The organism is Aquirufa sp. (assembly GCF_044377215.1).
Lineage (GTDB): Bacteria > Bacteroidota > Bacteroidia > Cytophagales > Spirosomataceae > Aquirufa.
Genome location: NZ_JBILJM010000022.1, coordinates 15,423 through 40,529, shown reverse-complemented (window position 1 = coordinate 40,529; position 25,107 = coordinate 15,423). Strand labels below are relative to the sequence as shown.

General features: G+C 39.5%; 21 protein-coding genes. 4 read left to right on the top strand and 17 right to left on the bottom strand.

The genetic code is table 11. The annotated features are described in order from the left end of the window. On the top strand, positions 1-661 hold a 661-nt coding region (locus ACIQ6T_RS07945), incomplete at its 5' end, for a dipeptidase (protein ID WP_395785362.1). Here ACIQ6T_RS07945 and ACIQ6T_RS07940 read toward each other — a convergent pair. The 7 genes from ACIQ6T_RS07940 to ACIQ6T_RS07910 are packed head-to-tail and all read right to left on the bottom strand — an operon-like array spanning position 658 to position 8,825. Next, positions 658-1,410 (bottom strand): SDR family NAD(P)-dependent oxidoreductase, encoded by a 753-nt coding sequence (locus ACIQ6T_RS07940; RefSeq protein ID WP_395785361.1) that lies wholly within the window; start codon positions 1,408-1,410, stop codon positions 658-660. The two genes, ACIQ6T_RS07945 and ACIQ6T_RS07940, sit on opposite strands and share 4 nt — an antisense overlap. Further along, on the bottom strand, positions 1,410-3,125 hold the full coding sequence (locus ACIQ6T_RS07935) for an IlvD/Edd family dehydratase (protein WP_395785360.1): 1,716 nt from the start codon (positions 3,123-3,125) through the stop codon (positions 1,410-1,412). The genes ACIQ6T_RS07940 and ACIQ6T_RS07935 overlap by 1 nt, the downstream gene beginning before the upstream one ends. Further along, the gene (locus tag ACIQ6T_RS07930) at positions 3,118-3,759 is read right to left on the bottom strand and encodes a hypothetical protein (protein ID WP_395785359.1); all 642 of its coding nucleotides are present in this window, start codon (positions 3,757-3,759) and stop codon (positions 3,118-3,120) included. The genes ACIQ6T_RS07935 and ACIQ6T_RS07930 overlap by 8 nt, the downstream gene beginning before the upstream one ends. Beyond that, entirely contained in the window at positions 3,752-4,882 is a 1,131-nt protein-coding gene (locus ACIQ6T_RS07925) for a MalY/PatB family protein (RefSeq protein WP_395785358.1), read from the bottom strand. The genes ACIQ6T_RS07930 and ACIQ6T_RS07925 overlap by 8 nt, the downstream gene beginning before the upstream one ends. Then, entirely contained in the window at positions 4,879-5,655 is a 777-nt protein-coding gene (locus ACIQ6T_RS07920) for an N-acetylmuramoyl-L-alanine amidase-like domain-containing protein (RefSeq protein ID WP_395785357.1), read from the bottom strand. The genes ACIQ6T_RS07925 and ACIQ6T_RS07920 overlap by 4 nt, the downstream gene beginning before the upstream one ends. Continuing rightward, positions 5,637-6,959, bottom strand: coding sequence for an MFS transporter (locus ACIQ6T_RS07915; RefSeq protein WP_395785356.1), 1,323 nt, complete (start codon positions 6,957-6,959; stop codon positions 5,637-5,639). Before ACIQ6T_RS07915 ends, ACIQ6T_RS07920 begins: the two co-directional genes overlap by 19 nt. A 3-nt stretch (positions 6,960-6,962) precedes the next feature. Continuing rightward, complete coding sequence (locus ACIQ6T_RS07910) at positions 6,963-8,825, bottom strand: alpha-amylase family protein (RefSeq protein WP_395785355.1); 1,863 nt, start codon at positions 8,823-8,825, stop codon at positions 6,963-6,965. A gap of 35 nt (positions 8,826-8,860) precedes the next feature. On the opposite strand from ACIQ6T_RS07910, the gene pgmB reads away from it, so the two are divergent. Both pgmB and ACIQ6T_RS07900 read left to right on the top strand, forming a co-directional pair. Beyond that, positions 8,861-9,508: a beta-phosphoglucomutase gene (gene pgmB / locus ACIQ6T_RS07905; RefSeq protein ID WP_395785354.1), complete on the top strand. Its 648-nt coding sequence runs from the start codon at positions 8,861-8,863 to the stop codon at positions 9,506-9,508. A 78-nt stretch (positions 9,509-9,586) separates the two neighbouring features. Continuing rightward, positions 9,587-11,887 (top strand): family 65 glycosyl hydrolase domain-containing protein, encoded by a 2,301-nt coding sequence (locus ACIQ6T_RS07900; RefSeq protein WP_395785353.1) that lies wholly within the window; start codon positions 9,587-9,589, stop codon positions 11,885-11,887. A gap of 35 nt (positions 11,888-11,922) precedes the next feature. Here ACIQ6T_RS07900 and ACIQ6T_RS07895 read toward each other — a convergent pair whose 3' ends face one another. Then, positions 11,923-12,918 carry a fatty acid desaturase gene (locus ACIQ6T_RS07895; protein ID WP_395785352.1) on the bottom strand — a complete coding sequence of 332 codons (996 nt, stop codon included), beginning with the start codon at positions 12,916-12,918 and terminating at the stop codon, positions 11,923-11,925. Positions 12,919-13,078: 160 nt separating this feature from the next. Here ACIQ6T_RS07895 and dnaK point away from each other — a divergent pair, with 160 nt between their 5' ends. Further along, positions 13,079-14,965, top strand: a complete 1,887-nt coding sequence (dnaK, locus tag ACIQ6T_RS07890; protein ID WP_395785351.1) for a molecular chaperone DnaK — start codon at positions 13,079-13,081, stop codon at positions 14,963-14,965. 93 nt (positions 14,966-15,058) lie between these two features. Here the strand turns inward: dnaK and ACIQ6T_RS07885 are convergent, their stop codons facing one another. From ACIQ6T_RS07885 to ACIQ6T_RS07845, 9 genes are all read right to left on the bottom strand, one after another. Then, complete coding sequence (locus tag ACIQ6T_RS07885; RefSeq protein WP_395785350.1) at positions 15,059-15,814, bottom strand: DUF3050 domain-containing protein; 756 nt, start codon at positions 15,812-15,814, stop codon at positions 15,059-15,061. Beyond that, positions 15,811-16,782, bottom strand: coding sequence for an XdhC family protein (locus ACIQ6T_RS07880; RefSeq protein ID WP_395785349.1), 972 nt, complete (start codon positions 16,780-16,782; stop codon positions 15,811-15,813). The genes ACIQ6T_RS07885 and ACIQ6T_RS07880 overlap by 4 nt, the downstream gene beginning before the upstream one ends. 2 nt (positions 16,783-16,784) lie before the next feature. Continuing rightward, the gene (locus ACIQ6T_RS07875) at positions 16,785-17,891 is read right to left on the bottom strand and encodes a cysteine desulfurase family protein (protein ID WP_395785348.1); all 1,107 of its coding nucleotides are present in this window, start codon (positions 17,889-17,891) and stop codon (positions 16,785-16,787) included. A gap of 72 nt (positions 17,892-17,963) precedes the next feature. Beyond that, positions 17,964-18,308 carry a 50S ribosomal protein L20 gene (gene rplT, locus ACIQ6T_RS07870; RefSeq protein ID WP_377982564.1) on the bottom strand — a complete coding sequence of 115 codons (345 nt, stop codon included), beginning with the start codon at positions 18,306-18,308 and terminating at the stop codon, positions 17,964-17,966. Between the two features lie 81 nt (positions 18,309-18,389). Then, entirely contained in the window at positions 18,390-18,584 is a 195-nt protein-coding gene (rpmI, locus tag ACIQ6T_RS07865) for a 50S ribosomal protein L35 (protein WP_395785347.1), read from the bottom strand. A 77-nt stretch (positions 18,585-18,661) separates the two neighbouring features. Next, entirely contained in the window at positions 18,662-19,222 is a 561-nt protein-coding gene (gene infC / locus ACIQ6T_RS07860; RefSeq protein ID WP_395768265.1) for a translation initiation factor IF-3, read from the bottom strand. Between the two features lie 99 nt (positions 19,223-19,321). Continuing rightward, positions 19,322-21,262, bottom strand: a complete 1,941-nt coding sequence (gene thrS, locus ACIQ6T_RS07855; RefSeq protein ID WP_395785346.1) for a threonine--tRNA ligase — start codon at positions 21,260-21,262, stop codon at positions 19,322-19,324. 49 nt (positions 21,263-21,311) lie between these two features. After that, on the bottom strand, positions 21,312-22,394 hold the full coding sequence (locus tag ACIQ6T_RS07850; protein WP_395785345.1) for a hypothetical protein: 1,083 nt from the start codon (positions 22,392-22,394) through the stop codon (positions 21,312-21,314). Next, complete coding sequence (locus ACIQ6T_RS07845; RefSeq protein WP_395785344.1) at positions 22,361-25,087, bottom strand: hypothetical protein; 2,727 nt, start codon at positions 25,085-25,087, stop codon at positions 22,361-22,363. The genes ACIQ6T_RS07850 and ACIQ6T_RS07845 overlap by 34 nt, the downstream gene beginning before the upstream one ends. Positions 25,088-25,107: the final 20 nt, after the last annotated feature.

The window sequence follows — 25,107 nt, the reverse complement described above, 5'->3', positions numbered from 1 at the left end:
AGGGGCTGATTCAATCGTGTCTTTAGAATATTTGGAAATCGCTCATGAAGCAGGGTTGCGGGCTTTAGGACCCGCACATTATGGACCTGGAAGATATGCGCAAGGAACAAATGCCACTGGGGGTATTGGTCCAAAAGGGCGTGAATTACTGCAAAAAATGCAGGAATTGAACATTATTCTAGATGCCACGCACTTATGTGATGATAGTTTTGACGAAGCGATGGAACACTTTGACGGCCATGTGTGGGCAAGTCATCATAATTGTCGGGCCCTTGTAGATCATAACCGCCAATTCTCAGATGCTCAGTTCAAGGAATTGATTCGTCGGGGAGCGGTCATCGGAATGCCATTGGACGCTTGGATGATGGTACCAAATTGGGAACGCGGAAAATCAACCCCAAAATCTATGGGAGTGACATTAAATACCATGATTGACCATTTGAGCCATATTTGTGAATTGGCAGGAAATACAAATCATGTAGGCATGGGAACTGATTTGGATGGAGGTTTTGGCAAGGAACAATGTCCGCATGATTTGGAGACGATTGCCGACTTGCAAAAAATTACTGAATTATTATCTAAACGAGGTTTTTCGGAAGATGATATCAAAAAGATCTGCCACCAAAACTGGTTGAATTTTTTAGAAAAAGCGTGGGCCTAATGTTTCGGAGGAGGACTGATGGAAGTCCAGCCGCCATCAACGATCAAAGTTTGACCGGTAATGTGTTTGGCTTGATCCGATAAGAAAAATAAGGTGGCAGCTGCAATGTCTGAAACCTCAGCCGCCTTTCCCAAAGGGGTAATTTTCGCCCAATCAGATTGATATTCTGCATTCTTCAAGGTACGTTCGGTAATCGTTGCTCCCGGTGAAACCGAATTAATCCGAATTTGGAAAGGGGATAAATCGATCACTAAATTCTTCACTAACTGATTTAAAGCGGCTTTTGTCATACCATAGGCAGCTAAATCAGGGTGCGCTTGATGACCTGTAACTGATGACATGACCACAATGGAACCAGCAATCTGCTTTTCACGAAAACGTTGCGCTAGGGATTGAATTAGAAAAAAAGTACCCACTAAATTAACTTGCAAGATTTGCTCCATGGAAGCACGCTGGTATGACCAAAAGTCCCCAAAAGTTGTAATTCCTGCATTACAAACAACACCAGCTAAATCATGCGTTGATGCATCTAATACTTGATTTAACTCATGTAAAAACGCAGTTGAACTTGCATCCTCCTGAATACAAACATACGCATGCAATCCTAGATCATTCAATTGTTGGACCGCAGCAACTTTTACGTCGTAATCTATTTCATTCCAAACGACAAAATGGCCATTGGATAAAAGTTGTTTTACTAACTCAAATCCAATTCCTTGGCCAGCTCCTGTGATTACGTATATTTTCATTAATGTGAATCGCGCGTTACTGTGGAACCTGATCCTCCTTTTAAGAAATCAAAATCCGCACCTTTGTCAGGTTGTTCAATATGATCAATAAATAAACTCACATATCCACGCGGATGGGTTGGAGGTACTAATGGCTGAGCTAATTTACGTGCAGTTAATTCCTCATCCGAAACTTCCCAATTTATAGACCGACTTTCTACGTCTAGTGAAATATAATCTCCATTTTGAACCCAATTCAAAGGTCCTCCAGCTGCTGATTCAGGTGAAACGTGTAAAATAACCGTTCCAAATCCCGTACCGCTCATACGTCCATCTGAAATACGAACCATATCTTTAACTCCTTTAATCAGTAATTTTTTCGGAATTCCCATATTGCCCACTTCAGCCATCCCTGGGTATCCTTTCAAGCCGACATTTTTCAATACCATAACTGAAGATTCATCGATATCTAATTCAGGAGTATCAATTCGTGCGTGATAATCCTCAATATTTTCAAAAACAACTGCCTTACCGCGATGCTTGAACAATTCAGGAGAAGCAGCAGAAGGTTTCAACACAGCACCTTGAGGCGCTAAATTTCCACGTACAACAGCGATTCCAGAATCTGGTTTGAATGGTTCTGCGAATGAAGAAATAATCGTAGGGTCATAAATAGGCGTATCTGTAATATTTTCGCCAACCGTCTTTCCATTAACTGTGATGCTCGACGTATGCAAATGTTCCTTCATTTGATTCATCAATGCTGGTAAACCTCCCGCATAGTACAAATCTTCCATAAAAAATTCACCTGAGGGTTGAATATTCGCCAATAAAGGAATATTTAAAGAGAATTTATCGAAATCATCCAAGTGTAAATCCACACCAATACGACCTGCAATGGCCAATAAATGAATCACAAAATTAGTAGATCCACCAGTTGCCGCATTAACACGAATCGCATTTTCAAAAGCTTGTCGGGTTAATACCTTGGACATCTTCAAATCCTCATTCACCATTTCTACAATTCGCCGACCAGAATGCTGCGCCAATACCTTGCGACGCACATCAGCTGCCGGAATAGCCGCATTTTGAGGTAAACTCAAACCTAAAGCTTCCACCATCGTAGCCATTGTAGAAGCTGTACCCATCACCGCACAATGTCCAGGCGTACGAGCCATACAAGCTTCCGCCTCAATAAATTCTTTTTGAGATAATTCGCCTAGTTTATAGGCCTCAGCAAAGCGCCATACATCTGATGTGCCTATATCTTTTCCCTTAAATTTACCTTTCATCATCGGTCCACCTGAGATCACTAATGTAGGTAAATCCACACTAGATGCTCCCATCACGAGGGAAGGAGTCGTTTTATCACAACCACACATCAGGACAACACCATCAACTGGATTAGCGCGAATAGACTCTTCTACATCCATACTCGCCAAATTGCGATACAACATGGCGGTGGGTTTAATTAACGTTTCACCCAAAGACATGACGGGAAATTCCACTGGAAATCCACCTGCCTCAATAACACCTTTCTTAACGAATTCAGCTAACTCTCTAAAATGGGCATTACATGGTGTCAATTCTGACCACGTATTACAAATACCAATAACCGGTTTCCCTTGAAAATAATCATCGGGTATACCTTGGTTTTTCATCCAAGCACGGTAGATAAATCCATCTTTTCCAGTTTTTCCAAACCACTGTTGGGAACGCAATTTTGAATTACTCATAAGTTATGTTTTCTAAGTCTAAGGTCTTTTTCAAAATAAAACTTTGGTCTTTGCCAAAAGTATAAAAACATGCTCGATATCCGTTACCAAAATCCGCATAGGGATCATTTACATATTTTACTAATCGTACTAAACTATTCTTTTCAAAATATAAAGAATCTCCACCAATATAACCAAAGGCTTGTCGGCCCTTTAAAGTTGGGAAAGTAATCTCACGTACATGTCCTGAACCATATTCAAAAGCCAAAATTTGAGTTCGTTTACTTGCATTTTGACCATAAATCCAAAATTCAGGCAACTGATTCCCATTTAAATCAGAAGCTAAAATTTGCTTCACCGGCCATACCAACTTTTTCGAAAATATCAGTTGGCTACTTTTAAAGACTTGAAAGACATTCGAATCTACCTTGGCTTCAAAATCTTCAATAAACGCATTAATGACAGTAGGCTCCACGGAGAATGTTGCGCTTGAATCTGGCTGCGATTGCTGACTTAATGAATCAGCAAAGCCAATGGCCATTAAATTATCTTCGAGACTTACCTCAGCACTTGACTGCTGATCATACGCAGCGATGTACCAAAAGAGAAACCCTAAAGCAGCTAAAAGACCCAGAAAGAGTAGGCTTTTAAGCATGCGAATGTATAACTTGTTGAATAATTGAAATGGCTTTTTCTAACTGCACACGCGGACAAGCAAAGTTTAAACGAATAAAATCCCCTCCTTTAAATTGTTCTCCCCGCAACACATGCAATCCAGCATCGAATAAACGCTTTTGAAAATCACCATGTAGTTTTGCATCATAGCCGATCCAAGCCAAATAAGTTGCTTCTAAAGGCAGCATAGTCAAACCAGGAAGACTATTAACTGATGCTAAAAGTAAGTCATGATTAGTCCGCAAATAGGGTAGCAGTGATTCCAACCAATCCGATGACATCGTTAATGAGGTCTCCATCACCTCGATACTATGCCGTGTAAGCATTGGAAAAAAGCCAAAGGTCTTTTTAGTAAACGCATCGCGAATATTTTTATCAGGGATAATCGCAACAGCACCACCTAAACCAGCTGTATTATAAGCCTTAGAAGTCGCAAAGAAATTAATATCAGTGGCGATACTCAGATGTTTAGTTTGTGAACTTATCTGCAAATCAGCATGAATTTCATCCGAGACAATTAGGCAATCGTATTGGGCACACAACATACGAATCCGCTCAATTTCATGCGCATTAAATACCGTACCCCCTGGATTATGTGGGTTACAAAACAGAAATACTTTGGGCCCTTTTTTTAGTGCTATTTCAAACGCTTCGAAATCATAGGTCCAGCGATTCCCCTCTTGAACCATCGGAAACGTGATTAAAGGTCGATCGACCCAGCCAGCCACTAAATGAAATGGATGATATACTGGAACAGCAGTTAATATTCCATCCTCAGGATTCGTAAACGCTGCACAAGCAGCAGCAATGCCAGGAACAATACCCGGAATCCAAACTTGCCAGTCTAATGAGGTATCCCAACCGTAATCCTGGCTGATTTTAGCTTGCATCGCCACTTTAAGGGATTCTGGGACAATCGCATAACCCAAAACGGCATGATCAGTGATTCGATTTAACGTAGCTAAAATTTCATCCGCGACAGGAAAATCCATATCAGCTACTGGCATAGGTAACATCCCCGAAGCAGGGTAACTTACGTTATCCCATTTAAAACTACTTGTATGGGTGCGATCAATGACCTGATCAAAGTTGTATTTTTTCATTCCTTAAAAATAGGTCTAAATGCCGAAACACCAATAAATTGTCGGTGCGTTTTCAAGTATTCACCTAGTGTCTGTTGACTAACCATCACACGTTTAAAATCCTGTGACGCATGCAATAAATATACTTTTCCGTCTTTTCGATAAATCATACCGGTATGCAAAAAATCAATCGCAGGATTTTTAGAAACTAATCCCACCAAATCTCCAGATTTTAATAAGGGCAATAAACGATCAATTAAGGCATTAGGCGTATAATAAAATTCATTTTGAGCCAATTGATTTTCTCTTGAACGAAGCAAAGCAAGATTGATTTGTCCTGGCTGCTTAGAAGCTAAGTAATTACTTAAAAATGAAAATGATTTAGGAAATTTCTGAAGCATATCCCGCGTACCTAGCAAAGGGTAACCTAATTGCCGCATGGCATCCGAAAAGTAATGGTATCGTTTTTCGTATTGAACAGAATCACCTGCGTAGCGAAAATGCACCAAAGATTTCCGATATACAGACTCATCGCCGGCAGCATGTGCTAATGCCAACGAATTTTCAATAAATGTTACACAATCAAAGGATGTTAAATCAGCAACGAGTTCTTCAGGATTGGAACTAGACAAGGCATTAGCTCGATAAGGCTTACCTATAAACTGTAAACCTACACGAGTCAAATCATGATTACTTCGGGTTTCTTGAATAGCCAAACGTAAAGCAGGAGTGACTTGACCCAAAACTGAATAAAAACTACAAAGGAAAAAGAGGACTACTTTTCGCGAATCCATAATACACTGATTGCTCCAGCGATAAAAAATACACCTGCCATGATAATTGCATAAATCGAATTACCATTATAAAAATACTTCACAATGGAACCTCCAATGATACCATTGACAATCTGAGGAACCGTGATAAAGAAATTAAAAATCCCCATGTAAACTCCCATTTTTGACATGGGAATAGAGCCGGCCAACAAAGCATAGGGCATCGCTAAGATACTTGCCCAGGCCATACCAACGCCCACCATGCTTAAAATGAGCATTTGAGGATCTTGAATAAAATAGATTGAGATCAAACCAATACCACCTGCCGTTAACGAAAAAGCATGGGTAGCTTTATTCCCTAAGAAAGCGGCTATACGAGGCAGAAAGGCAGCATAAACAGCCGACACCCCACTGTACACCCCGAAAATAATGCCTACCCAGTTGGCCGCATCCTGATATCCAGCAGACTGATGATCATTTAATTCCAATCCATACACGTGATGTGCAATAGCTGGGGTTGAAAACACCCACATAGAAAACAAACCAAACCAAGAAAAAAACTGAACTACACCCAACTGACGCATGGTCGTGGGCATTTCCTTGATATACCGAAACACAGAAACAAGGGTATCCTCTTTTCCTTCCGTCTCAAAACCCATTGCCTCACGTTCCTCAGGAGAGTATTCTTTCGTACCTACAATCGTCCAAATAATAGCTGCGATAAAGACAAAAGCGCCAACATAAAAGGAGAACCGGACATTATCTGGAATTTGACCTGGTTCTGCCAATTTTGAAACGTCCATCCATTCGCCTAAAATATAGGGTAACCAGGAACCCACCACAGCACCGATTCCAATTAAAAATGTCTGAATTGAGAAACCCAACGTATTTTGTTCCTCCGGTAAATTATCTGCTACTAAAGCTCGGAAAGGTTCCATGGCCACATTGAATGACGCATCCATCATCATCAGAATACCAGCACCCACAATCATAGGAGGCAGATAACCCGCTAAAGCACCCGCATGTGGAAAAAATAATAGGGCAGAGGCCGCCAAAATGGCACCCGTAAGAAAGAACGGTTTACGACGACCCAAGCCATTCCAAGTTCGATCTGAGTAAAAACCGATGATTGGTTGAATCAACATACCTGTTAGTGGAGCGGCCAACCAAAACCATGATAATTGTTCGACATCCGCGCCAAAGCTTTGTAAGATCCGAGAGGCATTTCCGTTTTGTAAAGCAAAGCCAAATTGAATGCCTAAAAAGCCAACACTCATATTAAAAATTTGACCTAAGGATAAGTGTGGTTTTGTTAATTTTTTCATGGTTTATAAATTAAATATCAACGCGCTATTCGCCGGAATATAAATCTTGTTTCCTGTTAATCGAGGCGCATCCAAGGTACTCGGCGGTGTAAAATAGGTGTTTTTGGCTAATTTGAATGATTTTACCTGCATCATATCTAGCGCTAATTGAGGTAATTGAATCGTAAACTCATGCCCTTGCTTCGCATCAAAATTTGTCACGATTAATAGTTTTTCTTTGGCAGTGTAGCGTAAAAATGAATACACAAGTTTGGCATCATACCCAGCATCCTGCGCATATTGTAAATCAAAAAAAGCGCCCTGTTGGATTGCATCCGAAGTATGTACCAGCTTAAATAACTGTTGGTAAAATTGATCAATCTCCTTCTCCGCTGCACTCAATAAGCCACCATCAAATTTCCCTCCGTTCATCCAACGCTGATGCGTCTCTACACGCCAGAAATCAAACATCGAACTACGATCATCTGCTTCATTATATCCTTCAATCTCATTCGCTTTCTCACCAAATTCTTGACCCATGTAAATCATTAATGGACCATCATGCAAGGTTGAAGTCACGACCATTCCAGGAATGGTTGACCAAAAATTATTCGCTGCAAACGCCGGTGTATTCAAGCGATGTTCATCATGATTTTCCAAAAACCGTAGCATGTGTTTCGAAAAATCACCTGATTCATTTTGCCAAACACGCGTTATGTCCGCTGTGGTTGCCTCTGGCTTTTCTTGCATCAAGCGACGAATCCCATCGTATAAACCCACTTTATCATATAAATAATCGAATCCCCCTTTAAAAATATAGTCCTTATATAAATTGGGTTGATAAATCTCAGCGATGAAAACCACTTGTTTATGTTTGCTTTTAATCTTCGGAATCGCATAAGACCAAAACTCGACAGGCACCATCTCCGCCATATCACATCGAAATCCATCTACACCTAAACCTGCCCAATAATTCAAAACTTGAACCATTTTTACCCATGTATCGGGAGTAGGGTTAAAATGCGTTTTATTTCCATGCTGGTAATCCACCCCATAATTTAACTTCACTGTTTCAAACCAATCGTTAATGGAAGGCTGTGAATTGAATACATTATTTCCAGATACTTTGGCTGGAATCTCTGTATATGGAATTGTAACAGGCACAGGCGGATGAACGCCTTCAGGCACTGAAAACTGGGTACCTGGTAAATAATAGAAATTATTCGAGGGTGCAAATGAGACCTGATTGTTATCCTGCGTACCAAAATCAACGACTCCAGCAGGCTTTTGATCAGAATGATATTGCCTCGCTAAGTGATTAGGGACAAAATCGATGACCAGTTTGATGCCGGATTCATGAAAGCGGGCCAACATAGCCTTGAATTCATCCATACGTTTCGCTGGATTCTCGGCTAAAAATGGATTTACATCATAGTAATCCTTGATGGCGAATGGGGAACCTGCCCGACCTTTCACCACAGATGGATGATCTAAAGGCGAACCAAATGCTGTCAAATCCTCCATAGTGGCATGTTCAATCAAACCTGTTGCATACACATGCGTAATACCTTTTGCTTTTAGAGCCTTTAATGCTTTGGATGAGATATCCTTGAATTTGGTCACTCCATTTTGTTGAGCCGATCCATTGCGAACCAAATTTGTATTGGTGTTTCCCCACAGGTGAAACATCATTTGGTACACAATAAATTTAGCGGAAGGATTCGTAGCGGCAGGCATAGTAGATTGGGAATTCAAATTAGGCGATAGGCCAAAGCAGGCCAAAAACAAAAATAAATAACGTGTAAATCGTAGCATATTGTAAAATAAACAGCCTAGCACAGCAGAAAAAGCTTTCTTGGCATAAGTAAATGTAATAATTTTGAACATTCAAATAAACAGATTTTCATAAAAAATCACCCAAAATGACTTACAAGGCGTGCCTATTTGATTTAGATGGCGTATTAGTTGACACAGCCATTTATCATTTTCAAGCTTGGAAAAACTTAGGTACTAAGTTTGGCTATGCGTTAACAGAAGAACAAAATGAACAATTGAAAGGCGTATCACGCGTTGAGTCATTGAACCGAATTTTAGCTTGGGCAAATTATTCCGCCACAGAGGAAGAAAAATCAACTTGGTTAATTGAAAAGAATGAAAATTACTTGGACTTAATTTCGAATATGAATCCAAGTGAAATCTTACCTGGTGTATTGGATTTCTTACATCAAATCAAACAAGCAGGCTATAAAATCGCATTAGGCTCCGCTAGCAAGAATGCTGAAATCATTTTATCCAAAACGGGCCTAATCGAATGGTTTGATTTAATTATTGACGGAAATAAGGTCACGAAGAGTAAACCAGATCCTGAAGTATTCTTAAAAGGAGCAAGTGGTTTAGGTTTCTTACCTACCGAATGCATCGTTTTTGAAGATGCACAAGCTGGCGTAGAAGCTGCCAAAGCTGGAAATATGCATGCTATTGGAATAGGAGATGCGGAGATGTTGCGTCAGGCCGACAAGGTAATCCCAAATTTTGTAGGTATTCAAGCATCCGAATTATTGCAATTTTAAGAAACACACTAGCACAGAATTTACAAAAAGAGACATTCGTTTAATTTTGTACAGCTTACCTAATAACCCTGAGTTTACATGAAACAATATTTAAAACTCGATGAATGGAAAATCATCGAAGACAAATTTCATCCTGAGTTCAATGAAATAACCGAATCAATCTTTTCACTAGGAAATGGCCGCATGGGCCAGCGCGGTTCTTTTGAAGAAACTTATACAGGGAAAACACTTCAAGGTAATTACGTAGCCGGTGTCTATTATCCAGATAAAACACGCGTAGGCTGGTGGAAAAATGGATATCCCGAATATTTCGCTAAAGTACTTAATGCGGCTAATTGGAATGGCCTAGAGATTACCATTGACGGGGAAATAGTAGATCTGCACACGAGCACAATTAATTCCTTCTACCGTGAATTAAACATGAAAGAAGGATTCATTTTACGCCAATGTGACATTTCATTAGCTTCAGGAAAATCAATTACCATTGAATCCATACGGTTAAATAGCATGGCTGATGATGAATCAGGTGTAATTTCGTATCAAATAATCCCACTTAATTTTTCAGCCACAATCTCAGTCAAAGCATTCGTAGACGGTGATATAAAAAATAAGGATTCGAACTACGATGAAAAGTTTTGGGATGAAGTAAAAGTAGGCGCGAAAGATCACACCTCTTTCGTTTGGTCCAAAACGAAGAAAACAGGATTCGAAGTTTTCACAGGTCAAAAAATTGAATTAGCTGTCAATGGACAAAAGCAATCATTAGCCGCAAAGACTGAAACGAAAGAAAAGTATTGTTCGTTAACCTATTTAGTGCCAACAGCACAAGATGAAAAATTAAGCATTACCAAATTTGCTGTCAACTTAAGTTCAGAAAATCACCCAGCATCAGCCTTAGAATCTCGAGGAATTGACTACTTAAATCGCATTTTCGCCAAAGGATTCGATACCATAAAAAAAGAACAAGCCGAAGCTTGGGAAACGAAATGGGCGATTAATGATGTGGTTATAAAAGGTGATGTATCGGCCCAACAAGGCATCCGATTTAACATATTCCAGTTAAATCAAACATACACAGGAGCAGATGATCGCTTAAATATTGGTCCAAAAGGATTTACAGGCGAAAAATATGGTGGATCTACCTATTGGGACACAGAAGCCTATTGTATTCCGTTCTATTTAGCTACGGCACCTCAAAATGTATCCAAAAATCTATTAATCTACCGTTGGAAACAATTAGATCGCGCGATCGAAAACGCAGGAAAACTTGGTTTTAATCAAGGAGCGGCCTTATATCCGATGGTTACGATGAACGGTGAGGAATGCCATAATGAGTGGGAAATCACTTTTGAAGAAATTCACCGAAATGGGGCTATTGCTTTCGCAATTAAGGATTATGTAGATTATACAAACGACCGTAAGCATTTAGTTGACTATGGTTGGGAAGTATTAATCGGCATTTCACGTTTTTGGGCGCAGCGCGTGAACTGGTCAGAGAACCAACAAAAATATGTGATGCTAGGCGTCACGGGGCCCAATGAATATGAAAACAACGTAAACAACAACTGGTACACAAACTATTTCGCTGTTTGGTGCTTGAAATATACATTGGCTGTATTGCAGGAAATCAAATCAAATTACCCAGAAACCGCCCAAGATAAACTAGCCAAAACTAATTTCAAAAACGAGGAAATTGCTCAATTTGAACATATCATTCAAAACATGTATTTCCCGCGTGATGAACAAAAGGGAATATTCTTACAGCAAGACGGATTCTTGGATAAAGTAATTGCACCTGTAGATGCTATTCCAGCGGGTCAAAGACCCATCAATCAAAACTGGTCGTGGGATCGCATATTACGTTCTTGCTACATTAAGCAAGCTGATGTATTACAAGGCATGTATTTCTTTGAGACTGATTTTAGCAAAGAAGAAATTGAGCGTAATTACAATTTCTATGAACCTTTAACTGTTCATGAATCATCATTGAGTCCATGTGTGCACAATATTCTAGCTGCAAAATTGGGTAAAGAAGACAAATCGTATGAATTCTATACGCGTGCTGCACGATTAGATTTAGATGATTACAACAATGATACTGAGGATGGTTGCCACATCACAAGTATGGCAGGTACCTGGATGTCCATTGTGAAAGGATTTGGTGGCATGATGCTGGTGAATGACCAGTTAAGTTTTAATCCATTCCTTCCAAGTCAATGGGAAGAATATGCATTTAAGATCAATTTTAGATCAAACCAACTAGCGATTAGGATACTTAAGAAAGGGATTGAGATTGCCAATTTATCAGCTAATCCAATCACGTTAAAGGTCAAAGGTAGTTCGTATACGATACCTGGAGAAAGTACACAGGTAATCTAATTAAAAGGCCAAGAAGAAATTCTTGGCCTTTTGATTTAAACTATGTCAATATCAGGAGTAGATTTATCTGTCAATGAAACCCCGGCACGTTCTTTTCGAGCTATACGAGAGAACAAACTAACTTCCTGCGCAAATAAGAATGTAATTAATAGCTTCACAAAAGAGGTGTGATATTTTAATTGATCGTAAAATTCAGGTGCTGCCGACTTTAACTTGGGCAAATTATTCCAGGGAACGGATGGCATATCGTGATGCTCATTATGATAGCCAACATTCATATTGACACCATTTAAAGGGCCATAATAACTATACGTTTCTTGATTTTTATCAATCACCAAATAATGCTCTTGGATCCATCGCGCCCCTAAGGGGTGTAAGCCTACTGAAAACAAAAAACTTAAACCTAAATAGGCGAGGGCAGGCCAGCCTAAGAAATAGACGATTAAAACATCAAAAATTAGTTGGGCCAAAATATTTAAGATTACCCCACGATCAAAAACAGCCAATTCAATACATCTAATCGTACGAAAACCTTGAAAGAATGGGTATAAAAGCAACCAAACCATTTTACCTAGCGCATAATTATTAATCAATTTAGCTTCCCAATAATCTGGTAAATCCGCATCTAATTCATGTACTCCTTGAAAAGCGTGGTGCTTTAAGTGGTAGTTTTTAAAGGAAATGGCTGTCGGGAATAAGGAGGGGAAATTGGCAATAATGCCAGCAAAAACATTCCAACCACTCTTTTTGAAAATCAAATTATGGGCTGATTCATGGATGCAGACAAAAAGAGTATGGGTAGGGAAAGCGCCAATGAACCATGCTGTGCCAATAATCCACCACCATGAGGCATCTTTTACTAAATAGGCAAGAAGTATCTGCAAGCTTACGCAACCTAAAATCCAGACGAAAGTATAGGGATTTTTTCCAATCAACTTTTTTACCTCTGGATGTTTTTTAATGATATCTCGTGTTCGCTGCCGATGTGGTTCGGCGCTTGCTACCCAAGTAAAATCAGAGAAAGTGGACATAATTTACATGTTATTAAAGCCCCCAAAGATACAATTAAGACTGACTAAATGACGATTTAGCGGAATAAATCTTGATTTGTGACAATTTGGCATAAAGTGACAGGAATGAATAGGATGGCATTATCCTTGTGTAAAAGGGTGAAAATTAAAATAAATAATCATGGGAAAAATTATTGGAATTGACTTAGGTACCACCAACTCATGTGTGGCGGTTATGGAAGGGAATGAGGCTGTTGTTATCGCTAATTCAGAAGGTAGAAGAACGACACCCTCCATTGTAGCATTTTTAGAAAATGGAGAACGTAAAGTGGGTGATCCTGCCAAAAGACAAGCCATTACAAATCCTCAGAATACGATTTCATCTGTGAAGCGTTTCATGGGTAAAAAATATTCAGAAGTAAGTTCAGAATTAAAAACAATCTCATATCAAGTTGAGCAAGGAAATAACGATACGCCGCGCGTTCGTATTGGTGATCGTTTGTATACACCTCAAGAAATTTCAGCTCAAATTTTAACGAAGATGAAGCAAACGGCAGAGGACTATTTAGGTCAAACTGTTACAGAGGCTGTCATTACGGTTCCTGCATATTTCAATGATGCAGAACGTCAAGCAACAAAAGAAGCTGGTCAAATCGCTGGTTTAGAAGTAAAACGTATCATCAACGAGCCTACAGCTGCTGCATTAGCTTATGGTGTAGACAAAGGTGGTAAGGATATGAAAATTGCCGTTTTTGACTTAGGTGGCGGTACTTTTGACGTGTCTGTGTTAGAATTAGGTGATGGTGTATTTGAAGTTAAATCGACTGATGGTGATACGCACTTAGGTGGGGATGACTTTGATCAGGTAATCATCAACTGGTTAGCGGAAGAATTTATTTCGGATGAAAACATCGATTTGCGTAAAGATCCAATGGCTTTACAGCGTTTGAAAGAAGCTGCCGAAAAAGCTAAAATCGAATTGAGTTCAAGTGCATCTACTGAAATCAACTTGCCATACATCATGCCAGTTGACGGTATTCCAAAACACTTAGTTCGTTCATTGTCCAAAGCAAAATTTGAACAATTAGCTGATAGCTTAATCCGTCGCACCTTGGAACCGTGTAAACGAGCAATGAAAAATGCTGGTTATACTAATGCTGATATAGATGAAGTAATCTTGGTAGGTGGATCGACTCGTATTCCTCGTATTCAAGAAGAAGTTGAAAAATTCTTTGGCAAAAAACCTTCTAAAGGAGTTAATCCAGATGAGGTTGTTGCGATAGGAGCTGCGATTCAGGGTGGTGTATTAACAGGAGAGGTGAAGGATGTTTTATTACTTGACGTTACTCCACTTTCATTAGGTATTGAGACCATGGGTGGTGTATTCACGAAATTGATTGAATCGAATACGACAATCCCGACAAAAAAATCGGAAACATTCTCGACGGCTGCGGATAACCAACCATCCGTAGAACTTAACGTTTTACAAGGTGAGCGTCCGATGGCGAAAGATAACCGTTCATTAGGCCGTTTCCACTTAGATGGTTTGCCACCTGCACAACGTGGTGTACCTCAAATCGAAGTTACATTTGACATCGATGCGAATGGTATCCTTAACGTTTCTGCCAAAGATAAAGGAACTGGTAAAGAGCAAAAAATCCGTATCGAAGCATCTAGTGGTTTGACAGATGAGGATATCGAGAAAATGCGTAACGAAGCGAAGGCGAACGAAGCATCGGATAAATTAGAAAAAGAAAAAGTAGAAAAAATCAATCAAGCAGATGCGTTGATTTTCCAATCTGACAAGCAATTGAAGGAATACGGTGAGAAATTATCGGAAGGAAATAAAACGGCAATCGAAGGTGCTTTGGCAGAATTGAGAGTGGCACATGCTTCTCAAGATTTAGCAGGTATCGATGCTGGATTAGAGAAGTTAAATACGGCTTGGACTGCAGCTTCGCAAGAAATGTATGCTGCAGGTGCAACAGAAGGAGGAGAAGGAGCACAACCTACAGATACTGCCGCTGATGGTGGCGCTGAAGATGTTGCCTTCGAAGAGGTTAAATAAACCCCCTTCGCTAAAATCCAAAAGCCCGATCCTACACAGATCGGGCTTTTTTATGTCAAATACCTCTTACTTCTTACCTCTTAGCTCTCACCTCTATTTAACAATTCCATCCCACAAACGCTTCCGCACTTGTAAAGACTCAATGGCAGCCTGTGTGGCTCTTGCCCATTTATCGGTATCATCACCACATAATTCCTCCATCATGCGATAGGCTAATTGGCTATGATGATCTCCGTCAACTTCAATATGACGCTCTAGATAATAGACCAATGTTTCAATTTTAGCAGGTGCATCCTGTTTTAATTGGTCCACAATGAGCTGGAACATACCTGGAATCAAATCTTCCCGACCAAATGTAAAAATAGCAGCCACTTCCTCAATGGGTCTATTTTGTATCGATTCGAAGGTAAATGTTAGAAAGTCACTCACTGAATTAGGAATCTCTAGTGAAGGCAATATAGCTAATACACCAGCAGTAGATTGACAATTAGTCAATTCCTTTAAAGCTGGTAAAACATCAATACCTAATTCACGCATCGCGCGAACATATAATTCAAAATGACTCGTATATTGACCATGTTGGTCTACATCCGACTCTTCGCACAGTACAATTTCATTAATCAAAAAACGTACTTCAGGAGTTCCCTTAGGAACCCAAGGCTGATCAACCGAGGTTAGTTCTTTTTGAAGTTTCTTAACCAAAGACATAAAGTCCCAAACCGCAAACACATGATGTTGCATGAAATTGGCTAGATCAGTAGGTGACTGAATGTAACTATTAATTGAATGTGTTAATAAAGCTTGTTGGTGCGGCTCAATCGCCTTTTTAAGTGCTACTAAGGAATTCATAAATGTATACTACCTTGTTTATATTTTAATGCTTGGCCATTACGACCATTTTTTACTGCTAAAATCTCAGATACAATCGAAATCGCAATTTCATCTGGACCTTCTGCGCCAATATCTAATCCAATTGGACTTGATAGTAAATTAACTTGAAGCGTTGGAATTTGTTTCAATATTCGATCCATTCGTTTGTTCGGGCCTAAAATACCCACATATGACCACCGATCGACCGCATACTGATTGCTTAAAAATGCAACATCCCGATCAAAATCATGCGTCATTAGCACTAGACAGTCCGTATTTCGTACGGATAAATCATCATCCCAATCATAACATGCTTGGACCGAATCACGAACGCTTGGATTCATTTTTAGCTTATTGCCAACCCAGTGAATTTCCCATGCCAATTGCTTACATAGTTGAATTAAACTGATGGCGTCAAATTGATTGCCAACAATCCAAATGCGCGTATTTGCTGGAATATGTTCTATAAAGATCTGTTTGTTTCCTTTCTGCGTAAATGATCTACTTTTTTCTACTACCGCCTGAATAGAAAAGCTTGAACCTTCCCACGTACTCTCTAGTGTATACGCCAGTCCTGAATCTAAACACTTATTTAATTGTGCAGCAACTTGTTCTACATGTTCGCGAATAGGATCAATAATAATTTCGATTAATCCCTGACAGCCTAATCCGATACCCAACTGGAAAGGGTCATCTTCACGCGTATCATACGTGATGTTCTTAATGGCTTGTTGGCGCATCGCCAATTGCGCTTTCTTTAACAAATCACCTTCTATACAACCGCCGCTAATTCCGCCCCACCAATTTCCATTTTCGTCAATGAGCATCCGAGCACCTGGTCGGCGATAAGCCGAACCTTCCACAAAAACCACGGTAGCTAAAGCAAATGATTCCCCTGAGTTCAGCAAGCGCTCTAATTGGCCAAGAATTTGAATTAATTCTTTCATATTCAATTCAACTTTTCATGTAAATAGGAAATAAGAAAATCAACATCTTGTGAGGTCGTGCCTAATCCCATGGAGATCCGCAAAGTTGCTAAAGCTTCCGCATCAGACAATCCAATCGATTTCAACACATGTGAGGGTAAATGCGTTTTGGCATTACACGCAGCACCATTCGAGATGGCTACATTGGGAATACGCTGAAACAAGGTTTCCCAGTCGGTTTTAGGCACCGAAATACTTAGTATATGAGGAACAGTAGACTCACTTGACACATTCAATTTCCAATGCGCAGGTACAGATTGAATAATACGCGATTTATACGCAGCTAACGTTTGTGCGTGTGTCAATAATTCAGGAATCAATTGAAAGCATGCAGCTAAACCTACGATTTGTGGGACTGCCAACGTACCACTACGAATTCCCCGTTCCTGATCACCACCAAATACCAATGGGTGAATATGTACTCCCGGTTGGATGATTAGCGCCCCTATGCCTTTCGGCCCATACACCTTATGCCCTGAGACACTCATCAAATGAGGCAAAGCCTTACCTTTAAGGTCTATTTTTCCAATAGCCTGCGTAGCATCAGAGTGAAAGGTAATTTGATGCGTATCAGCTAACGCACGTATGGCTTCATAATCTGTAATCGTACCCAGCTCATTATTCACGAGCATAAGCGAAATCAAAACGGTATCGGATTGTATCGCAGCCTTGACATCTTCCACATCAAGCATACCAGCTTCATTGGGAGTTACATAGGTAACTAACCAACCGAGCGACTCCATGTGATGACATACCGCCAAAACCGCCTTATGCTCCAAGGTAGATGTAATGATATGCCCTGGCTTACTTCCAGACAAGAATCCTTGAATACCCAGATTGTTTGATTCTGTTGCACCAGAAGTAAATACAATACTTGATGCAGGTAAACTGAAATACTTCGCAATGGATGCGCGTGACTTTTGAATCGCTTCTTCGGCGACCCAACCGTAATAATGCTGATTAGAACCTGCATTACCGAAATCCTCTGAAAAATAGGGGAGCATATCGTTAAGCACCGCTGAATGAACAGGGGTGGTTGCGGCATAATCGAAATAGATGGGCTTTTGCAACGTTACCAGATTAGGCAACAAAGATAATGGATAAAAAAAAAGTCCCGACTAAATCGGGACTTTTCATTTGGCTTACGCTAATTTCTTAACGACAGCTTTAAAAGCTTCTGGGTGATTCATCGCTAAGTCAGCTAAAACTTTACGATTTAAAGTCATTCCAGATTTATTGTATTTGCCCATGAACGCAGAATAAGACATTCCTTCCGTACGAACTGCTGCATTGATACGCTGAATCCAAAGTCCACGAAAATCTCTTTTCTTAACTTTACGATCGCGGTATGCATATTGCAAACCTTTCTCTACTTTGTTTTTGGCTACAGTCCAAACGTTTTTACCGCGACCATAGAATCCTTTCGCTAACTTAAGGATTTTCTTTCTTCTAGCTCTTGAGGCTACGTGATTGACACTTCTTGGCATAATTTTTTGTTTTTTGAAATGAGGCGAATCTTTCGATTACTTTAGCCTACTTTCTGGTTTAACAATAACTGAATTCGCTTATTATAGTCCTAACATTAATGTTACGCGACCCATATCAGCTGGTGAAACTAATGTAGCGTGTACTAAATTACGCTTTTGTTTCGTTGTTTTTTTAGTAAGGATATGGCTATGAAAAGCGTGTTTACGCTTAATCTTACCAGTTCCCGTTACTTTGAAACGCTTCTTCGCTCCAGAGTTGGTTTTAATTTTTGGCATTCTTTAATTGATTAGACATGTAAAAATTGGAACGCAAAAGTAATAAAATTACCTCTACATTCCACGATAATTAATAATTATTTCTTAGCTGCTTTAGGGGAGAAGATGATGCTCATACGTTTTCCTTCTAATTTCGGCATGTCATCAGGCTTACCTACGTCCTCAAGACCTTTGGCAAAGTTTAACAACAACATCTCGCCACGCTCTTTGAAAACAATAGTACGACCTACAAAGTGAACATAGGCTTTTACTTTAGCACCTTCTTTAAGGAAATTAACCGCATGTTTTAACTTAAAGTTAAAATCATGCTCATCCGTATTCGGACCGAATCTGATTTCTTTAATTACAGTTTTAGTGGCGTTGGCTTTAATCTCCTTTTGCTTTTTCTTTTGATCATACTTGAATTTAGCATAATCAATGACCTTACAAACCGGAGGAACAGCCTTGGGCGATATTTCAACCAAATCTAAATTTTGGGATTCTGCAATCTCTAAAGCCTTCGCGAACGGATAAACACCAATCTCGATATTCTCACCCACTAATCTAACCTCTTCAACACCACGAATCAACTGATTTATGCGGTAAGGTTCTTCTTCTCTTTTATTTCCTCTGTAATTGTTGTTGGGGCGTAAAGCCATAAATTATAATTTGTTAAAATAAAAATCACTTCGAAGCTAATTTAAAAACCGCATAATTGCAAACAAATGACACTCGAGGGCCTAAATTATCATTTTTTTCTAATTCGAATAAGATTGTTGGTTTATTTCTTCCCCAGCCAATGCCATAAACGCATCCAAGGTCATCATGCCTAAATCACCTTCTCCTTTTTTGCGAATACTAACCATCCCATCTGCCTGCTCTTTTTCTCCCACAATGATCATAAATGGCACTTTACCAACTTCTGCATCCCGAATCTTACGTCCCATTTTTTCATTCCGATGATCTACATACCCACGTAAATCTCCTTCTTGGAGACGTAAATAAATTTCATTGGCATAATCTTCATACTTCTCTGAAATAGGCAAAACTGCTAACTGATCAGGCGAAAGCCACAATGGGAAATTACCCGCCGTATTCTCAATCAAAATTGCAATAAATCGCTCCAAAGAACCGAAAGGTGCCCGGTGAATCATAACCGGACGATGCTTCAAGTTATCAGAACCCGTAAATTCTAATTCAAAACGTTGAGGTAATTGATAATCAACTTGAATAGTACCCAACTGCCATTTACGACCTAATGCATCACGCACCATGAAATCTAGTTTTGGGCCATAAAACGCAGCCTCCCCATAAACCACCTCCGTAGGTAAACCTTTCTCAGCTGCCGAATGAATAATTGCGTTTTCAGCACGATCCCAATCTTCATCATTTCCAATGTATTTCTCGCGATTCTCACGATCACGTAGTGATACTTGAGCTGAATATTCAGAAAAGCCAAGCGCTTTAAACACATATAAAACAAGGTCGATAACCTTCATAAACTCTTCCTCGACTTGGTCTGGCCGACAAAATATATGGGCATCATCCTGCGTAAAGCCACGCACACGCGTTAACCCATGTAATTCACCCGATTGCTCATACCGGTAAACGGTTCCAAACTCAGCTAAACGCAAAGGCAAATCCTTATACGATCGAGGCTTTGTCTTGTATATCTCGCAATGATGCGGGCAATTCATTGGCTTTAATAAGTATTCTTCATTCTCATCTGGTGTACGAATTGGCTGAAATGAATCCTTTCCATATTTCGCATAATGACCCGAAGTAACATACAATTCTTTACTTGCAATATGAGGCGTCACTACTGGGGAATAACCCGCACGAACCTGTGCACGCTTTAAGAAATTTTCTAAACGCTCGCGTAAAATAGTGCCTTTAGGTAACCACAAAGGTAATCCCATACCCACTTTCTCCGAAAACGCAAACAATTCTAATTCTTTACCCAATTTCCGGTGATCCCGACGCTTCGCTTCTTCCAATAAGAATAAATAATCCTCCAACTCCTTTGCCTTAGGAAACGTAATGGCATAAATACGCGTCATCTGCTTGCGCTTTTCATCTCCCCGCCAATATGCACCAGCCACACTTAATAACTTCACCGACTTAATAAATCCAGTCGATGGAATGTGTGGCCCGCGACATAAATCTGTAAAGTTACCTTGAGTATAAAAAGTGATTTTACCATCCTCTAAACCTTCAAGCAACTCTAATTTATATTCATCATTCTTCTCCTTAAAGTAGGCAATAGCATCCGCCTTAGCTACCGATTTGCGCGCATAAGCACTCTTTTGACGTGCCAACTCCACCATCTTATCCTCAATAGCTTTAAAATCATCCGATCCAAATTCTTGATCACCTAAATCGATATCATAATAAAAACCATTCTCAATCGCTGGCCCAATACCAAATTTAGTTCCAGGATATAGCGCCTCAATTGCCTCTGCCATTAAGTGAGCAGATGAATGCCAAAATGTCTTTTTACCTTCCGTGTCATTCCAGGTCAACAATTGTAAGGTAGCATCGCCTGAAATAGCAGCATTTGCATCCACAACTTCACCATCTAATTTTGCTGCTAATACATTACGAGCCAAACCTTCTGAAATGGACAATGCCACATCCATAGGAGTGATTCCTTGTTCAAACTCACGAACCTGACCGTCAGGAAAAGATATCTTAATCATAGAAAAAATTTTTGCAAAGGTACAAATTAAGCCGCAATCTTAACAGCTGTTAATCGCTTTTTTGTGCGGTAGAATCCACAACAAGTTGCATGCTATCTAATCGCTTACCAAGCAGTCTGTCACGCATTTGCATAAATCTAACATCAGCCTTAAATAGAAGTCGGCCTGAATCTAAAACAACCAAACTGCGTGATTTTTCACCCATATTCAAATAAGCTAACGCTTGATTGAACAAGGCATCTCGGTAACCCCCAGATTGCCTGGGTACCTGACTTAAATAAACAAGCGCTTTTTTATTATTTCCAATACGAACATAGAATTGTCCGAGCTCCAACACAACAAATGGATTTTTCGGCAAAAGGGGCAAAAGGTGGAGATAAACCTTCTCAGCTCGTTCATATTGGCCAATTTGACTTAAAAAACGCGCCCAATTTAATAAGAGATACGGATCAAATGGATACTTCTTAAGTTCAGTTAAAATTAAATTTTGATACGATAAATGAGCCATACGAGGCAATTGATATCTAAAATAAGCAGAGCTTAATTGGGGATGAACCAAATCTTTTTGTTGAATCGATTGCATGGCCAACAAGCTATCCCCACGAACCAAATTCTGTAAATAGGAACTATATGATTTATCCAAAACAGGTATCCCTTGTGTAACTGCTTGCTGTAAATAATTCGCTGCAACACGTTTTGAATTAGATGCCACGTATATTTCACTTAATACCAAAAATAGCGCTGGCGAATTATTTCCTGAAGATTCCAACGCTTTGGCTTCCTCAAGAGCTTGAGAATACCAACCCAATTGACATTTTATTTGAGAGGACAACAACAAGTAATCCACATCACCCGGACTTTTCTCTAATGAACGCTCAATATCATTTTCAGCATGCACGTAATCACGTAATTGAAAATAGGCTTTGGCGCGCAAATAATACAAATGAGGACTTTCATTTTCACGAAGCAATTGCGTCATGTAAGAAACAACAAGACTTGGACGCTGTGTTTGACTATACGCTGATTTCGGCGGAATAATTTCACCACGCTGATCCGCCGATGGTTCGCATGAATAAAGCCAAAAAGAACAAATAACGATTAAAAACCGATATCGAGTACCAAAGGAAACCATGCAAATTCTTTTGTATGTGGCAAATATACACCTCGAACACCAAGTTCAAATTCTTGCGAAAACCGCATTAAATGCAGTTGGAAAGACAAATCTACACCTAAGGATTGATAATCACGAACTAACAATTTAGATTTTTGCATAACACGTCCTTGGCCACCATCAGCAAATAAATCCACATTTATACGCTTTAAATAAATAAAACGACCTACGTTAAAATCTGTAGATGCCAACGGGAATCGATAATCCAAACTATAGCTAAACATTTGATCGAAAGAAGCGTACGAATAGCCACGAGGAAAACTCAAATAACTCCCAAATCGGTAATTTCCCTTAGATTCTTGTTGGTAACCCGTTCGTAAACTCAATCCATGATGTTTCAAAAATCCTGGAAAAAATAGTTTTGATTGAATCGACCAAATTTCAGCCTGCAGAGACTGAGCAAAAGGAGTTGAATTAAATCTGCCAACAACTTGAATACCCCATTTTGATTGTAAATCGCGGTAAGTTCGATTGAACATTTTAGAATAGGAAACATGATAATTTATTGACGTATAGGTCCCATTAAAAGCTTCTGTAATGTAACGCCTCTTTAAATCGTATCCGGAAACTTGTAAAAAATCAATTTTTGAACCTATCTCTAAAGATTCCAAAAATGCAGAATGTGTCAAATTAAGTGGAATACGTAGACCCAACGAATATTTTGTTTGACTCCATTGATCCGAACTCACCGCATTTGGATTTGTTGGCGTAGGCAAATTCAACTCAGAAAAACGATTCCCCGATTCATAATTAAAATCAATAACTGGAAAAAAACCTTGATAAGACAAACGTGCGAACGTATTTGCTACTTGTTCATTTGCATTCCATTGATACCCAAAACTCGCTTGCAGATTATTCAAAACATCTTTACTAACAATGCCTACATCTAGTTTATTCCCCTGAGAACTTACCAAAGGCCCCCAAGCATATGGGTTGAAAATCTTCCACTTGGAGTAAGAGGATGAGACATACGAACTCAGTGTATCTGTTACAATTGGAAGGGGAGCAAAAGAAATATTAACGGTTTTTTTAGCTGTCGAATCACCCATAACAACAGCATGTCCAGTCGCGGTGTAATTCGAATAAACTAATTTATTGCCCACGGGAATTCCGAAATAGGCACCATACTTTTCATCTGTGAGAACTCGGGCCTGTTTAGATTTTAAATCAATGCCTACGATCTGATCTACACCATCAACGGGTAAATTAATGTAGATATTTTCACCCGCTAAATAGGGGTGAGACGCATTAATAGGCCCTAATTGAATAGAATCGCGCACGATATTTTCTTTCCAATTCCATACTATAATTGATTTGGACTGGCCTTTTTTCTTGATAAATACATAATCAGATTCTCCTTGCAAACGAGGCTGAACAAACTGTTCCCCTGGTTTGGCGACTAATTGAGAAACTACTTGTTTAGAAATTCGATCTATAACTTGTAACGTTGACGCACCTGACAAACGATACACTAATGCCCCAATGTATTTTGAATCAGCAGAAATACTTGGGTTAGTTGCTTGACCAAGTGACCCCCATTTTATTCGTTTATGATTCACCAAGTCATATAAATAAAAAACGGTTTGATTCTTTTGGCCCCATCTTGGGTTAAAGACATATTCCGACCAAATGACGTAGTTTGAAGAAGCTGCCAACATTGCATTTTCAAAATAAGGACCAATGAATACGAGTCTTTTCTCCGAATTAGGTGTCCGCAAAACCAATTGGATATTCGCATCAAATCCATTTTTTATGGCTACAAAAGTTGAATCATTAACTGGATTTGGATAAAAATAATTTGTAAATCCTTTTTGCTTTAGCTTGATTTTTTTAATGACAGATGTGGTACTTAGTATTTCTTTAGCAAAATTATCTACCGATTTACCCGTTATTTTTTTTACAGATCTTGAAAACGAGAAGGGAATGGGTGTATTTAAAGTTTGTTGCCAAATGCGCCCAATTACATCCTGGCCGTAACGCTGTTGTAAAAGATGTGAAAATTTTTGACCAAAAACATAATGATTCGGAACATATTCTCGAAACGAACGTCCCATTAATTTAGCATAGCTTGGCGCACCAAAAGAATCTAAATAGGCCCTTAAAGGCATTTGAAATTGAGGAATTACACTGCGGCCGAAACCAGTAACGCGCGTCTCTGTCTCCACCGCATCACCTTCCCAAAGCCAATTAGGAATCAGCAAATTAGTGTATGCCATCTGACCATTATTACCCCACAAATAGTACATCCATTTGGCAAGACCGGTACGTCCAATTTCATTTTGAAACATATGCCGAGATTCATGCGCAGCTAACAAACTAATCCAATCGTTCGTCCCAAGCAAACTTGGATCCTGTGGAGGAAGCATAAAATATTCAGCTCTTGGAGCAGCTAATGAAACAAAACCGTTGGAAACCATTCCTTGATTTTGCAGGACAATTTTCCACGGATGTAAGGATGCGGACAATCCAAGACCAACCGCTGAAAGCGATCGATCCAATTGGTTCGCTGTAACCTGAGCAAGTGAATCTAACCCTTCAGGATATATGATTTGAACAGGAAATCGTTGAAGTTGGATTTGACGATGACGTACCGAAAAAGGATTTTGATCTAGTATGGAATAATTCACCTGCGCCAAACTTAATTGACCACACATACATAATATCAATAAGGCAA